The organism is Pseudomonas syringae pv. coryli str. NCPPB 4273, from assembly GCF_000972175.1.
Taxonomy (GTDB): domain Bacteria; phylum Pseudomonadota; class Gammaproteobacteria; order Pseudomonadales; family Pseudomonadaceae; genus Aquipseudomonas; species Aquipseudomonas syringae.
In genome coordinates, this window is the sequence record NZ_AWQP01000037.1 from 45653 (window position 1) to 60558 (window position 14906).

Here is a 14906-nt window from a genome sequence, read left to right on the forward strand (position 1 = left end):
TTTGCGTGGGGCGACATTCGGGCGCAGCGGATGACGCCGTTTTGGGTGATCAAATGCCCGGTTTAGGCTAGAATACGCGGCCTCAAAGCACACCCCCTTCTCGAGGCTGTCCCGAAGATGTTGATCCTGCGCGGTGCTCCTGCCCTTTCTGCTTTCCGCCACAGCAAATTACTAGAACAACTGAAACAAAAAGTTTCAGCTGTCAGTGGCTTGTACGCCGAATTCGCCCACTTCGCTGACGTCAACGACGTTCTGACCAGCGAAGAACAGCAGGTTCTCGACCGTCTCCTGAAATACGGCCCCAGCGTGCCGGTTCAAGAGCCGAGCGGCCGTCTGTTTCTGGTGTTGCCGCGTTTTGGCACCATTTCACCCTGGTCGAGCAAGGCCAGCGACATCGCTCGCAATTGCGGTCTGAGCAAAATCCAGCGCCTCGAGCGCGGGATTGCCTTCTATGTAGAAGGCCAGTTCAGCGAGACCGAGGCCCAGGCAATCGCCGACAGCCTGCACGACCGCATGACGCAACTGGTATTGGGCGAGCTCGAGCAGGCTGCCAACCTGTTCAGCCACGCTCAGCCCAAGCCGCTGACCGCCGTGGATATTCTGGGTGGCGGCCGCGCGGCGCTGGAAAAAGCCAACGTCGAGCTGGGCCTGGCCCTCGCCGAAGATGAAATCGATTACCTGATCACCAGCTTTAACGGTCTGGGGCGCAACCCGCACGACATCGAGCTGATGATGTTTGCCCAGGCTAACTCCGAGCACTGCCGCCACAAGATCTTCAACGCCAGTTGGGACATCGACGGCCAGAGCCAGGAAAAAAGCCTGTTCGGCATGATCAAGAACACCTACCAGATGCACAGCGAAGGCGTGCTGTCCGCTTACAAGGACAACGCTTCGGTGATCGTCGGCAACGTCGCCGGTCGCTTTTTCCCGGACCCTGAAACCCGTCAGTACGGCGCGGTTCAGGAGCCGGTGCACATTCTGATGAAGGTCGAGACGCACAACCACCCGACCGCCATTGCGCCGTTTCCTGGTGCAGCGACCGGCTCCGGCGGTGAGATTCGCGACGAAGGTGCAACCGGTCGCGGTGCCAAGCCCAAGGCCGGGCTGACCGGTTTCACCGTCTCCAACCTGCAGATCCCCGGTTTCGTGCAGCCTTGGGAAGTGCCGTACGGCAAGCCCGAGCGCATCGTGACTGCGCTGGACATCATGATTGAAGGCCCGCTGGGTGGCGCGGCGTTCAACAACGAGTTCGGTCGCCCGGCGCTGACCGGCTATTTCCGTACCTTCGAGCAATCCATCACCACACCGCACGGTGACGAGGTGCGTGGTTACCACAAGCCGATCATGCTCGCGGGCGGTATGGGCAACATCCGCGAAGATCACGTCCAGAAGGGCGAGATCACTGTAGGGTCCAAGCTGATCGTACTGGGTGGCCCGGCGATGCTGATCGGCCTGGGTGGCGGCGCGGCTTCCTCGATGGCGACCGGCACCAGCTCTGCAGACCTGGATTTCGCTTCGGTTCAGCGTGAAAACCCCGAGATGGAGCGTCGTTGCCAGGAAGTCATCGACCGCTGCTGGCAGTTGGGCGACCGTAACCCGATCAGCTTCATACATGACGTCGGTGCCGGTGGTCTGTCCAACGCCTTCCCTGAACTGGTCAACGATGGCGATCGCGGTGGACGTTTCGAACTGCGTAACGTACCCAATGACGAGCCTGGCATGGCCCCGCTGGAAATATGGAGTAACGAATCCCAGGAACGTTACGTGCTGGCCGTGGGCGTCGAGGATTTCGAGCGCTTCAAGGCTATCTGCGAGCGCGAGCGCTGCCCGTTTGCGGTTGTCGGCGAAGCCACTGCAGAGCCGCAACTGACCGTCACCGACAGCCATTTCGGTAACAGTCCGGTAGACATGCCGCTGGAAGTCCTGCTGGGCAAGGCGCCGCGCATGCACCGTTCGGTCGCACGCGAAGAAGAGATCGGCGATGATTTCGACCCGAGCACACTGGACATCGAAGAAAGTGTCCAGCGCGTATTGCGCCACCCGGCAGTCGCCAGCAAAAGCTTCCTGATCACCATCGGTGACCGCAGCATCACCGGCCTGGTCGCTCGCGATCAGATGGTCGGTCCATGGCAGGTGCCTGTGGCTGACTGCGCCGTGACCGCCACCAGCTTCGACGTCAACACTGGCGAAGCCATGGCGATGGGCGAGCGGACTCCGCTGGCGTTGCTGGATGCTCCGGCGTCGGGCCGTATGGCAATCGGCGAAACGCTGACCAACATCGCGGCCTCGCGTATTGAAAAGCTTTCTGACATCAAGCTGTCGGCCAACTGGATGTCGGCTGCCGGCCACCCTGGAGAAGACGCGCGTCTTTATGACACCGTGAAAGCGGTCGGCATGGAGCTGTGTCCGGAACTGGGGATCACCATTCCAGTGGGCAAGGACTCGATGTCCATGAAGACCCGCTGGAGCGACGAGGGCACCGAAAAGAGCGTGACCTCGCCGCTGTCATTGATCGTGACGGGCTTTGCGCCAGTGGTCGACATCCGTCAGACCCTGACGCCCGAGCTGCGCATGGACAAGGGCATCACCGACCTGATCCTGATCGATCTGGGGCGTGGCCAGAACCGCATGGGCGCCTCGATTCTTGCGCAGACTCACGGCAAGCTCGGCCGCATCGCTCCGGACGTCGACGATGCTGAAGACCTCAAGGCCTTCTTCGCCGTGATTCAGGGCCTCAATTCCGACGGTCATATCCTGTCCTATCACGACCGTTCCGACGGTGGTCTGCTGGTCAGCACGCTGGAAATGGCTTTCGCCGGTCACTGCGGTCTGAACCTGCACCTCGACGGGGTGGCCGACAACGTTTCCGAACTGAGCGCGATCCTCTTCAACGAAGAGCTGGGCGCGGTCATTCAGGTGCGTCAGGACGCTACTCCACTGGTGTTGGCGCAATTCAGCGCGGCCGGTCTGGAAGACTGCGTGGCGGTGATCGGTCAGCCGATCAACAACGATGAAGTCTCGATCAGCTTCCATGGCGAGCCGGTATTCACTGGCCAGCGCCGTCTGTTGCAACGTCAGTGGGCCGAGACCAGCTATCAGATCCAGCGCCTGCGTGACAACGCCGAATGCGCGGATCAGGAATTCGATGCGCTGCTGGAAGAAGACAACCCGGGCCTGACCGTCAAGCTGGGCTTCGACGTCAACGAAGATATCGCCGCGCCGTACATCAAGACGGGTGTTCGTCCTCAGGTTGCCGTTTTGCGCGAGCAGGGTGTCAACGGTCAGGTCGAGATGGCGGCAGCCTTTGATCGTGCCGGCTTCAACGCAATCGACGTGCACATGAGCGATATCCTGGCCGGTCGTGTCGACCTGAACGACTTCAAGGGTATGGTCGCCTGCGGTGGCTTCTCTTACGGTGACGTATTGGGCGCCGGCGAAGGCTGGGCCAAGTCGGCATTGTTCAACAGCCGTGCGCGTGATGCGTTCCAGGGTTTCTTCGAGCGTTCCGACAGCTTCACGCTTGGCGTGTGCAACGGTTGCCAGATGCTGTCCAACCTGCACGAGCTGATTCCGGGCAGCGAGTTCTGGCCGCATTTCGTGCGTAACCGCTCCGAGCAGTTCGAAGCGCGCGTGGCCATGGTTCAGGTTCAGGAGTCGGCGTCGATTTTCCTGCAGGGCATGGCCGGTTCGCGCATGCCAATCGCGATCGCGCATGGCGAAGGGCACGCGGAGTTCCGCAATGACGATGCACTGCTCGAGGCGGACGTGTCCGGCACCGTGGCGCTGCGCTTTGTCGACAACCACGGCAAGGTCACTGAAACCTACCCGGCCAACCCGAATGGCTCGCCACGCGGTATCGGCGGCATGACCACCCTCGACGGTCGTGTGACCATCATGATGCCGCACCCGGAGCGTGTATTCCGTGCCGTGCAGAACTCGTGGCGTCCCGAGGACTGGAACGAGGACGGTGCATGGATGCGCATGTTCCGCAACGCGCGGGCCTGGGTTAACTAAGGCGCGTGTACAAGCTCGCCTTCTTTGTTCCATCGAGCCATGTGGACGAGGTCAAGAACGCCGTATTCGCTGCTGGTGCAGGGCGAATCGGCGCTTACGATCACTGCTCGTGGCAAGTGCTCGGCCAGGGCCAGTTCCGCCCGCTGGATGGCAGTCAGCCATTTATCGGGCAGAGCGGTGTGGTCGAGTCGGTGGAAGAGTGGAAGGTCGAGCTTGTCGTCGCTGAGGAGCTGATTCAGCACGTGGTGGTGGCGCTCAAGCAGAGCCATCCCTACGAAACGCCTGCTTACGAAGTATGGCGGCTGGCAGAGTTCTGAAGCTGGACGCAGAGCGTCCGGAAATGCGTCACCACGCTGGAGCGTGGCGACGATAAACATCGTTCAGAGTATCTCGTGGGAGCCAACTGCTCGCGAATGCGCAACGCCGCACATTCAAGGTCGAATTTCGATCATCGTCCCGTCTTTCACCAGATCCCATATTTCCCGCATGTCGTTGTTCTTCAGCGCAATGCAGCCGTTGGTCCAGTCCAGCGTGTGGAAATACCATTCCGGATACTCTTCATCCACCGGTGTGCCATGAAGCATGATCATGCTGCCCGGTTTCACGCCCTCGGAGCGTGCGCGTGCCGAGTCCGAGACATTCGGGTAGGAAATGTGCATCGACAGGTTGTAGTTATTGCTGGGTTTGCGCCAGTCGATCCAGTAGAAACCTTCCGGCGTGCGTTGGTCGCCTTCCTGCAGCTTGGTGCCCTTGGGGTTCTTGCCCAGCGAGATTCGGTAGGTCTTCAAGGCCTCGCCACCGCTGATCAGTTGCAATTGGCGCGCTGACTTGAGCACCAGCACCTTATCGATCGGCTTGCTGGCGATACTCTCGGTATTGATGACCTTGTTATTGATGATTTTCTGTTCGCTGCCCTTGGGCACGATGGTCTGAGTAAACGCGGCCTGCGAAAGCGGCATGAACGACATGCAAAAGAGGGCGAGCAACCAGCGCATTACGATTTCCCTGAAGATACTTCTTTGACAAAAAGCGCCGATGTTGTGTGCGACCCTGGCGTTCAGGTGTCCAGCAACGGACGTGACGGGGGAAGGGCGCTGGTATGAACCGGGTAGGCCTGGCGACGCCGATCCGCGAAGAAGTATTCTAGGGTACGCCCGACTGTCATGAAAGCCAGGTCCGACCATGGAATGTCTGCTTCGTCGAATAACTGCACTTCCAGGCTCTCGGTGCCTGCGGCGAATGCCTCATTCGCCATCTCCCCACGATAGAACACATGCACCTGATTGATATGCGGCACGTCGATCAAGGTGTACAGATGCAGTTCGCTCAGGGTGGCGCAGGCTTCCTCCATGGTTTCGCGTCGTGCAGCCTGCTCGATGGTTTCGCCGTTTTCCATGAAACCGGCCGGCAGCGTCCAGAAACCCAGGCGCGGCTCGATGGCCCTTCGGCACAGCAGCACTTTGCCGCCCAGCGTCACCAGGCAGCCCGCAACGATGTTCGGGTTCTGGTAATGAACGGTGTGGCAATGCTCGCAGACATAGCGCAAACGGCTGTCGCCTTCGGGAATGCGCTGGATAACAGGGTTGCCGCACTGGCTGCAAAATTTCATGGGATCAGTCGATAGTGAACGCAGTCGCTATCTTGGCCTGTCGTGCAGCGGCTCGGCAACCCTCTGTGTGACAGGAGTTGTCCTACAAGGGCTTGGGCGCAGCGTTGCTTTGGTGCATGATGCCAGACAGGCAACAGATCGAGATTTCCCATGCTGGATGAGCTACTTCGCCGTGTAGTCAGGCACACGCCAGAAACCCTCGACTCGGATCGACAATTCCCCGAGGCGGCTGTTCTGGTGCCGATTACCCGCAGCGAGCAACCCGAGCTGATTCTGACCCTGCGCGCCAGTGGCCTGTCGACGCATGGCGGTGAAGTGGCGTTTCCGGGTGGCCGTCGCGACCCGGGCGACCCCGATCTGATTTTCACTGCGCTGCGCGAAGCCGAGGAGGAGATCGGCCTGCCTCCCGGGCTGGTCGAGGTGATCGGGCCGTTAAGTCCGCTGATCTCCAAGCACGGTATCAAGGTCACGCCTTATGTAGGAGTGATACCTGACTTCGTCGAATACCAGCCCAACGACGCCGAGATCGCTGCAGTCTTCAGCGTACCGCTGGAATTCTTTCGTCAGGACACGCGCGAGCACACTCACCGTATCGATTACGAAGGCCGCAGCTGGTACGTGCCCAGTTACCGTTATGGCGAGTACAAGATCTGGGGGCTTACCGCGATCATGATCGTCGAGCTGGTCAATGTGCTGTACGACACCAGGATCAGCCTGCATCATCCGCCCGAACGTTCGACAATCTGAGCCACCGGTATCTGAAGCGTCACTGTTTATAGTTCGTCCCCATGAGTACGACCCGCCCGAGGAGGCTGCATGAAATTTCGCCTGGGAGAATCCCGTGTCCAGACCGCTCCGCAGAGCTGGGTGGCTCCCAATGCAACGCTGATCGGCAATGTCAGGCTCGAGGCGGGGGCAAGTGTGTGGTTCAACGCGGTATTGCGGGGCGACAACGAGCTGATTCACATCGGTGAAAACAGTAATGTGCAGGACGGTACAGTCATGCACACCGACATGGGGTCGCCGCTGAGTATCGGCAAGGGCGTGACCATCGGCCACAACGCCATGCTGCATGGCTGCAGCGTTGACGATTACAGCCTGATCGGCATCAATACGGTCATCCTCAACGGCGCGAAGATCGGGAAATACTGCATCATCGGCGCCAATTCGCTGATCGGAGAAAACAAGGTCATTCCTGATGGCTCGCTGGTCATGGGGTCACCGGGTAAAGTGGTGCGCGAACTCACTGATGTGCAGAAGACGATGCTGGAAGCCAGCGCAGCCCATTACGTACACAATGCCCAGCGTTACGCCCGTGACCTGGCGGTGCAGGAAGATTGATGAGTACTGATACCCCGATCGAAAAACCGGTCCGTTCCCCGTGTGTGAGTATTTGTGCACTGGATGAGCAAGATATATGCACCGGTTGCCAGCGAACCGTCACCGAGATCACCCGCTGGAGCCGCATGAGCAACGACGAGCGCCGCGTGGTGCTCGGCCTGTGCGACGAGCGCGCTCGAGCCAGCGGCCTGATGTGGACAGTGGGCGAAGCACGCTGATCAGTTCTCGACGCTCTGCGTCGCCAAGAGGACGCACAGCGTCCAGAACGGCATACGACGCGGAGCGTCGCACGATAGTTACGATGATCGTTCCTCACGCTCCAGCGTGGGAATGCAGTTCTCGACGCTCTGCGTCGCTAAGAGGACGCACAGCGTCCAGAACGGCATACGACGCGGAGCGCCGCACGATAGTTGAGACTGAGTGCGAAGCGTGTGAGCGGCCAGCGTTTGCTATCATTGCCATCCGTTTCCTCAAGCATATAACCCTCCATGCTTTTCCTGATCGCCTACATCAGCAGTGTCGTGCTGATCAACTTCGCCTTTTCCAGTGCGCCGCATCTGGACATGATCTGGTCTGCCTGGGGTGGGTTGGTGTTCGTGTTGCGGGACATGGTGCAGATTCGCTTTGGCCATGGCGCGATCATTGCCATGCTGGTGGCGCTGGTCCTGTCCTATGTCACCAGCGACCCCACCATCGCCCTGGCCAGCGCCACGGCGTTTGCGGTTTCCGAATGCATTGACTGGCTGGTGTTCAGCATTACCAGACGCCCGTTGCGTGATCGGTTGTGGATCAGCTCGGCACTCAGCATTCCGCTGGATACCTTTATCTTCTTCGGCATGATCGACGCCCTGACGGCGCCGGTCGTGCTTACCGCGCTGGCATCGAAGTTCGCTGGCGTGACCATTGTCTGGATGATCATGGCCTGGCGGGCGCGCAACAGTGCGTGTCCAGGCTGAGCGCCCATTTGCCGGGGCTTCGTGGTAAATTGCGCGACTTTCTTCACAGCGGTTGCTTGCATACGGCGGGCAGCCCTCGACATCTGCTTCACGAGGACCTGAGATGACTCAAATCGGAACTCCACTGTCGCCCACCGCGACGCGCGTACTGTTCTGCGGCAGCGGCGAACTGGGCAAGGAAGTCGTGATCGAGCTGCAGCGCCTCGGCGTTGAAGTGATCGCTGTTGACCGTTACGAGAACGCGCCGGCCATGCAGGTCGCGCATCGCAGCCATGTGATCAACATGCTCGACGGTGCGGCACTGCGCGCAGTCATCGAGGCCGAGAAGCCGCATTTCATCGTTCCGGAAATCGAAGCCATCGCCACCGCGACGCTGGTCGAGCTTGAGGCCGAAGGCTTCACCGTGATCCCGACCGCACGCGCCGCGCAACTGACCATGAACCGCGAAGGCATTCGTCGTCTGGCAGCCGAAGAGCTGAAGCTGCCGACCTCGCCTTACCACTTTGCCGACACTTTCGAGGCGTACAGCAAGGCGGTCGAAGACCTCGGTTTCCCTTGCGTGGTCAAGCCGGTCATGAGTTCTTCGGGCAAAGGGCAGAGCCTGCTCAAGAGCACCGATGACGTACAGAAAGCCTGGGATTATGCGCAAGAGGGCGGTCGCGCTGGCAAGGGTCGCGTCATCGTCGAAGGATTCATCGACTTCGATTACGAAATCACTCTGCTGACCGTGCGTCACATCGGTGGCACCACGTTCTGCGCGCCGGTTGGGCATCGTCAGGAAAAGGGCGACTATCAGGAATCCTGGCAGCCGCAGGCCATGAGCCCGGTTGCGCTGGCAGAGTCCGAGCGGGTTGCCAAGGCGGTGACCGAGGCATTGGGTGGGCGCGGGATGTTTGGCGTCGAACTGTTCATCAAGGGCGATCAGGTGTGGTTCAGCGAAGTCTCGCCGCGCCCGCACGACACCGGTCTGGTGACGCTGATTTCTCAGGACCTGTCGCAGTTTGCCCTGCACGCGCGGGCGATTCTTGGCCTGCCGATTCCGTTGATCCGTCAGTTCGGCCCTTCGGCTTCGGCAGTGATTCTGGTCGAAGGCCAGTCCACGCAAACCGCTTTCGCCAACCTCGGCGCTGCACTGGCCGAGCCTGATACTGCATTGCGTCTGTTCGGCAAGCCGGAAGTCAACGGTCAGCGGCGTATGGGCGTTGCCCTGGCGCGTGACGAGTCCATCGAAGCCGCCCGTGCCAAGGCCACTCGTGCCTCACAGGCAGTTAGCGTCAAGCTGTAAGGCTCACGCCGCAGGCGGCAAGAAACAACGCTGCGCGTGTTCTTGCTGCCTGCACTCACCATCACCTCAAGGCTATAGCTCGCTGTCCCGCGTCTCCTTCAGGCTCAGCACCGCCAGCACGCTGATCAGCGCTGCAGCAGACACATACCCGCCCACCCAGCTCAGGCCACCCATCGCCACCAGTTTCTGGGCGAAGAAGGGGGCGACCGACGCTCCGACGATTCCACCCAGGTTGTAGGCCGCCGATGCCCCGGTGTAGCGGACCTGTGTCGGGAACAGCTCCGGTAGCAGCGCGCCCATCGGCGCGAACGTGATGCCCATCAGAAACAATTCAATGCACAGAAACAGCGCCACAGCCCAGGTGCTGCCGTGGGTCAACAGCGGCTCCATGGTGAAACCTGACAGGATCGCCAGCACACCACCCGCAATCAACACTGGCTTGCGCCCGAAGCGATCACTCGCCAGTGCGGCCAGTGGTGTTGCCGCCGCCATAAACAGCACCGCAAAGCACAGCAGCCCCAGGAATGTCTCACGGGTATAGCCCAGAGTGGCCACGCCGTAGCTCAACGAAAACACCGTCGAGATATAAAACAGTGCGTAGCAGACCACCATCGACGCCGCACCGAGCAGCATGGGTTTCCAGTGCTGGCTGAAGGTTTCCACGATTGGCAGGCTGACACGTTGGTGGCGAGCCATGGCCTTGGCGAAGACGGGCGTCTCTTCCAGCTTCAGTCGCACGTACAGCCCGACCATGACCAGTACGGCACTGAGCAGAAATGGAATCCGCCAGCCCCACGAACGGAACTGCTCGTCATCGAGGCTCATGGCCAGCGCCAGAAACAGGCCGTTGGCGGCGAGAAAGCCGATCGAAGGGCCCAGTTGCGGAAACATGCCGAACCAGGCGCGCTTGCCTTTCGGGGCATTCTCGGTCGCCAGCAGCGCCGCGCCACCCCATTCGCCACCCAGGCCAAGCCCCTGACCGAAGCGCAGCACACACAACAGAATCGGCGCCCACGCCCCGATCGTCGCGTAACCGGGCAATACGCCGATCAGTGTGGTGCAGATCCCCATCAACAGCAGCGAGGCCACCAGCGTCGACTTGCGCCCGATCCGGTCGCCGAAGTGACCGAACAGCGCAGACCCCAGAGGGCGAGCGAGAAAGGCGATGCCGAAGGTCAGAAATGACGACAGCATCTGGGCGGTGCCCGAGGTCTGCGGGAAAAATACCGGGCCGATCACCAAGGCGGCGGCGGTGGCATAAACGTAAAAGTCGTAGAACTCGATGGCTGTGCCGATGAAGCTGGCCGTAGCGACGCGGGTCGTCGAATTCACCGGCTTTGCGGGCGCGTCGTGATCTTCGCGAGAGAGCGGGGTGCTGGTCATGCGGATTCCCTGACAGTCGACTTGCCGGTCGGCAACGACCGTATTCCGGCAAGCATGCATTTATTGTGATTGTGGGTGCAGCGTCGAGCAGAGTAACCCGAATGGGTCGAGAGGCAAGGGTGGAGCGGGGATCTATTTGAAAGCAGACATCTATTTGAAGGTGCGGACCAGTGTGTTCTGCCACATGGCGACACGCTTGACGCGGTTGTCCTCGGTCTCGAGGATTTCAAGTCGGTAAGGCCCTATCTTCAAGCACACTGGAGCGTCCGGGATGGTTTCCAGTGCCTCGGTAACCAACCCGTTGACGGTTTTCGGGCCGTCTGAAGGCAGGTGCCAGCCAAGGCTCTTGTTCAAGTCGCGAATGGACGCTGCGCCTTCGACTTCCAGGCGCCCGTCGTCCTGTTGTTTGACGTGCGGGTTATCCAGTCGCTGTTCGCTTTCGAACTCGCCGACAATTTCCTCGAGAATATCCTCGAGGGTGACGATGCCCAGTACTTCCCCGTATTCATCGACCACCACGCCGAGACGCCGTTGCTGTTTGTGGAAGTTCAGCAACTGCAACTGCAACGGGGTGCTTTCCGGCACGAAATAAGGCTCGTAGCAGACCGCCAGCAACTGCTCCTTGGTCAACGTGCCCTTGGGCAGCAGGTGGCTGATGTCACGGGTATTGATGACGCCTTGCACCTGATTGATGTCGTTGTGATAGACCGGCAGGCGCGTGTGCCGTGAAATGATCAGGCGTTCGATGATCATTTCCATGGGGTCATCAAGGTTGACGCCATCCACTTCGTTGCGCGGGATCAGAATGTCGTTGACCGTAATGCTGTCCAGCGCACGAATGCCTGACATCACGCTGGCGCGCGGCGAATATTCCTGGGCAGCATCACTGCGCGGGGTATTTTGCGTGTCGTCTTCGAAAGCCTGATCCTGCTGTTGTACGGCGCGAGACAGGAAGGGACGCAGCAGAGTCTTGGCCAGAACATTGAACACGTAGGCCAGCGGCCAGATGATCTTCATCGGGATGCGCAGCACACCGTTGCCCAGCAGCAGTGTCGAGACGGGATGGCGGTTCGCCAGGCGGCGCGGCATGTATTCGGCGAACACCAGCATGATGCTCACGGTAGCGAGCCAGGCCACGGTCGGACCGTTGTAGAACCAGTAATTGGCGGCGATAAGCGTCGCAATGACAGTGATCAGTACCCTGATCAGGGTATTGCCCAGAATCAGGCTGTTCAGGTTGAACGCCAGCTCGGGGAGCGGCGCCGACTTTTCCGGGCGACTGGCGGCGCGCATCGTCTTGACCTGATGATGAGCGGCTTCGACCGCGGTCAGCAGGCCGGCCCACAGCAGCAGTAGGGCGAGGACACCGAGCAACGGGCCCAGGGGCAGATTATCCATGATCAGGGCCCGTCAGATGTGCAGGATGAATTCGCGTACCAGCTTGCTGCCGAAATAGGCGAGCATCAGCAGGCAGAAGCCGCCCAGCGTCCAGCGAATAGCCTTGTGCCCACGCCATCCAAGGCGGTTACGCCCCCACAGCAGCACACTGAACACGATCCAGGCCAGACAGGCGAGCAGGGTCTTGTGCACCAGGTGCTGGGCAAACAGGTTTTCGACGAACAGCCAGCCGGAAATCAGCGACAGCGAGAGCAATGACCAGCCAGCCCACAGGAAACCGAACAGCAGGCTTTCCATGGTTTGCAGCGGCGGGAAGTTCTTGATCAGCCCGGAAGGGTGCTTGTGCTTGAGGCGGTAATCCTGCAACAGCAGCAGCAGCGCCTGGAATGCAGCAATGGTAAACATCCCGTAAGCCAGCAGTGACAGCAGGATATGACTGAGGATGCCCGGCTCTTCCATGATCGGCTGCACCGTGCCGCTAGGAGCGAACTGGGCAAGCAGTACGGTGACCATGCCCAGCGGGAACAACAGCACCAGCAGGTTTTCCACCGGAATGCGCGACGTGGCGATCAGGGTGACGACGATCACCGAAGCCGCGATAAGGCTGGCGGAGTTGAAAAAGTCCAGGCCAAGGCCGACCGAGTGCGTCAGTTGGGAAAACAGACCAGTGGCATGTGCGATGACCGCCAGTGTACCGAGCAGGCAAAGCAGCCGCTTGTCGGGCTTGACGGCCTGGCTCAGGCGCAGGCTCTGATAGACGGTCGCAGCGGCATAAATGATGGCGGCGGCGAGGCTGGGAAGCAGGCTGGGTGGCAAAGGGGACATAGATCCTGATGGACGGGCCTGAAAAGACGCTGAGTTTGGCATAGAACCGGTAAATCACGAAAGACCACAGAAGCAGTCTGCGTGGTGTCCGTGCGACGGAGTCTTCGCTATAATCTGCGACCTGCTCAAGCCGCAGGCTCGCCGAGCGCCATTTCTGCATTACGGGCCGGGCCGCATCAACCGGGGTTCGACGAGAGCCTGAAAGGATCGCGCATGTTTGAAAATCTGACTGACCGCCTCTCGCAGACGCTGCGCCATGTTACTGGCAAGGCCAAGCTGAACGAGGACAACATCAAAGATACCTTGCGCGAAGTGCGTATGGCGTTGCTCGAAGCCGACGTCGCCTTGCCGGTGGTCAAAGACTTCGTCAATAACGTCAAGGAACGCGCCGTCGGCACCGAGGTGTCGCGCAGCCTGACCCCGGGTCAGGCGTTCGTGAAGATCGTCCAGGCCGAACTCGAAAGCCTGATGGGCGCCGCCAACGAAGACCTGGTGCTCAATGTCACGCCACCTGCCGTCATCCTGATGGCGGGTTTGCAGGGCGCGGGCAAGACCACCACTGCCGGCAAGCTGGCGCGCTTCCTTAAAGAGCGCAAGAAGAAAACCGTGATGGTGGTGTCGGTCGACGTTTATCGTCCCGCAGCCATCAAACAGCTCGAAACCCTGGCCAACGACATCGGCGTGACGTTCTTCGCCTCCGACATCAGCCAGAAGCCGGTGGACATCGCCCAGGCGGCCATTAAAGAAGCCAGGCTCAAGTTCATTGACGTGGTCATCGTCGACACCGCGGGTCGTCTGCATGTCGATGTCGAGATGATGGGCGAGATCCAGGCGCTGCATGCGGCGGTCAAACCGGCCGAGACGCTGTTCGTGGTCGATGCCATGACCGGCCAGGATGCGGCCAATACCGCCAAGGCCTTCGGTGATGCATTGCCGCTGACCGGCGTGATCCTCACCAAGGTCGACGGCGACGCCCGCGGTGGTGCGGCGCTCTCGGTGCGTGCCATTACCGGCAAGCCGATCAAGTTCATCGGTATGGGCGAGAAGAGCGATGCGCTGGAGCCGTTTCACCCGGACCGCATCGCGTCGCGCATCCTCGGCATGGGCGATGTGCTCAGCCTTATCGAGCAGGCCGAACAGACCCTCGACAAGGACAAGGCCGACAAGCTGGCGAAAAAGCTCAAGAAGGGCAAGGGCTTCGACCTCGAAGACTTCCGCGACCAGTTGCAGCAGATGAAGAACATGGGTGGCCTTGGCGGCCTGATGGACAAACTGCCGAGCATCGGCGGCGTCAACCTGTCGCAGATGGGCAACGCCCAGGGCGCAGCGGAAAAACAGTTCAAGCAGATGGAAGCCATCATCAACTCGATGACCCCTGCCGAGCGCCGTGATCCGGATCTGGTCAGTGGTTCGCGCAAGCGCCGCATTGCGATGGGTTCGGGCACTCAGGTTCAGGACATCGGGCGTCTGATCAAGCAGCACAAGCAGATGCAGAAGATGATGAAGAAGTTCTCCGCCAAGGGCGGAATGGCCAAAATGATGCGCGGCATGGGTGGAATGCTCCCCGGCGGCGGCATGCCAAAAATGTAATTGCGTCGCGTGCAAGACGCTTTGCACGCGTCCCATCTGGGGGGCGACCCCCAGTCAGCCCGCACTATGCGGGCTTTTGCCGGCTGTCATACCGACAGCTCCCTCGCAAATCTGGAAGGCATGCCGATAGGCGCCGGAAAAAGACATTTGCAAAAGTCGGGATATTCCTTAGAATATGCGGCCTTTCGGGCACCTATGCCCGCTGTGCATCTTAGATTTGCAGCACCGACTACAGGAACGATGTTCAATGCTAACCATCCGTCTTGCCCTTGGCGGCTCCAAAAAGCGCCCGTTTTACCACCTGACCGTAACCGACAGCCGCAATGCTCGTGACGGTTCCCACAAGGAACAGGTTGGTTTCTTCAACCCTGTTGCCCGTGGTCAGGAAATCCGTCTGTCCGTTAACGAAGAACGCGTCAACTACTGGTTGAGCGTGGGTGCACAAACTTCCGAGCGCGTTGCCCAGCTGCTCAAAGAGCACAACAAGACCAAGGCCGCGGCCTGA

General features: G+C 60.2%; 13 protein-coding genes and 1 pseudogene. 9 read left to right on the forward strand and 5 right to left on the reverse strand.

Annotation, left to right across the window (positions count from 1 at the left end):
- Nucleotides 1-117: 117 nt before the first annotated feature.
- Both purL and P406_RS15720 read left to right on the forward strand, forming a co-directional pair.
- A complete protein-coding gene (gene purL, locus P406_RS15715) occupies nucleotides 118-4014 on the forward strand; it encodes a phosphoribosylformylglycinamidine synthase (RefSeq protein WP_046236687.1) in 3897 nt (1298 codons plus the stop codon).
- Between the two features lie 5 nt (nucleotides 4015-4019).
- The gene (locus P406_RS15720; RefSeq protein ID WP_046236688.1) at nucleotides 4020-4331 is read left to right on the forward strand and encodes a YqfO family protein; all 312 of its coding nucleotides are present in this window, start codon (nucleotides 4020-4022) and stop codon (nucleotides 4329-4331) included.
- Between the two features lie 114 nt (nucleotides 4332-4445).
- On the opposite strand, the pseudogene P406_RS15725 reads toward P406_RS15720, so the two are convergent.
- A pseudogene (locus P406_RS15725) lies at nucleotides 4446-4868 on the reverse strand (L,D-transpeptidase family protein); the annotation flags it as partial.
- Between the two features lie 203 nt (nucleotides 4869-5071).
- Nucleotides 5072-5623 carry an NUDIX hydrolase gene (locus P406_RS15730; RefSeq protein ID WP_024649588.1) on the reverse strand — a complete coding sequence of 184 codons (552 nt, stop codon included), beginning with the start codon at nucleotides 5621-5623 and terminating at the stop codon, nucleotides 5072-5074.
- A gap of 150 nt (nucleotides 5624-5773) precedes the next feature.
- Between P406_RS15730 and P406_RS15735 the strand changes: the two genes are divergently transcribed.
- From P406_RS15735 to purT, 5 genes are all read left to right on the forward strand, one after another.
- Entirely contained in the window at nucleotides 5774-6370 is a 597-nt protein-coding gene (locus P406_RS15735; protein WP_011266927.1) for a CoA pyrophosphatase, read from the forward strand.
- Nucleotides 6371-6439: 69 nt separating this feature from the next.
- Nucleotides 6440-6964 carry a gamma carbonic anhydrase family protein gene (locus tag P406_RS15740; RefSeq protein ID WP_046236689.1) on the forward strand — a complete coding sequence of 175 codons (525 nt, stop codon included), beginning with the start codon at nucleotides 6440-6442 and terminating at the stop codon, nucleotides 6962-6964.
- Complete coding sequence (locus P406_RS15745; protein WP_003415455.1) at nucleotides 6964-7182, forward strand: DUF1289 domain-containing protein; 219 nt, start codon at nucleotides 6964-6966, stop codon at nucleotides 7180-7182. Before P406_RS15740 ends, P406_RS15745 begins: the two co-directional genes overlap by 1 nt.
- A 270-nt stretch (nucleotides 7183-7452) precedes the next feature.
- Complete coding sequence (locus P406_RS15750) at nucleotides 7453-7920, forward strand: preQ0 transporter (protein ID WP_003391204.1); 468 nt, start codon at nucleotides 7453-7455, stop codon at nucleotides 7918-7920.
- Between the two features lie 103 nt (nucleotides 7921-8023).
- A complete protein-coding gene (gene purT / locus P406_RS15755; RefSeq protein WP_046236690.1) occupies nucleotides 8024-9205 on the forward strand; it encodes a formate-dependent phosphoribosylglycinamide formyltransferase in 1182 nt (393 codons plus the stop codon).
- Between the two features lie 72 nt (nucleotides 9206-9277).
- On the opposite strand, the gene P406_RS15760 is transcribed toward purT, so the two are convergent.
- The 3 genes from P406_RS15760 to P406_RS15770 form a co-directional block, all read right to left on the reverse strand.
- Nucleotides 9278-10588: an MFS transporter gene (locus tag P406_RS15760; RefSeq protein ID WP_003409163.1), complete on the reverse strand. Its 1311-nt coding sequence runs from the start codon at nucleotides 10586-10588 to the stop codon at nucleotides 9278-9280.
- Nucleotides 10589-10738: 150 nt separating this feature from the next.
- Nucleotides 10739-11986, reverse strand: coding sequence for a CNNM domain-containing protein (locus P406_RS15765; protein ID WP_046236691.1), 1248 nt, complete (start codon nucleotides 11984-11986; stop codon nucleotides 10739-10741).
- A 12-nt stretch (nucleotides 11987-11998) separates the two neighbouring features.
- Nucleotides 11999-12811 carry a cytochrome C assembly family protein gene (locus P406_RS15770; protein WP_003415463.1) on the reverse strand — a complete coding sequence of 271 codons (813 nt, stop codon included), beginning with the start codon at nucleotides 12809-12811 and terminating at the stop codon, nucleotides 11999-12001.
- Between the two features lie 213 nt (nucleotides 12812-13024).
- On the opposite strand from P406_RS15770, the gene ffh reads away from it, so the two are divergent.
- Nucleotides 13025-14401 carry a signal recognition particle protein gene (gene ffh, locus P406_RS15775; protein WP_046236692.1) on the forward strand — a complete coding sequence of 459 codons (1377 nt, stop codon included), beginning with the start codon at nucleotides 13025-13027 and terminating at the stop codon, nucleotides 14399-14401.
- A gap of 247 nt (nucleotides 14402-14648) precedes the next feature.
- Entirely contained in the window at nucleotides 14649-14906 is a 258-nt protein-coding gene (rpsP, locus tag P406_RS15780) for a 30S ribosomal protein S16 (RefSeq protein WP_002552521.1), read from the forward strand.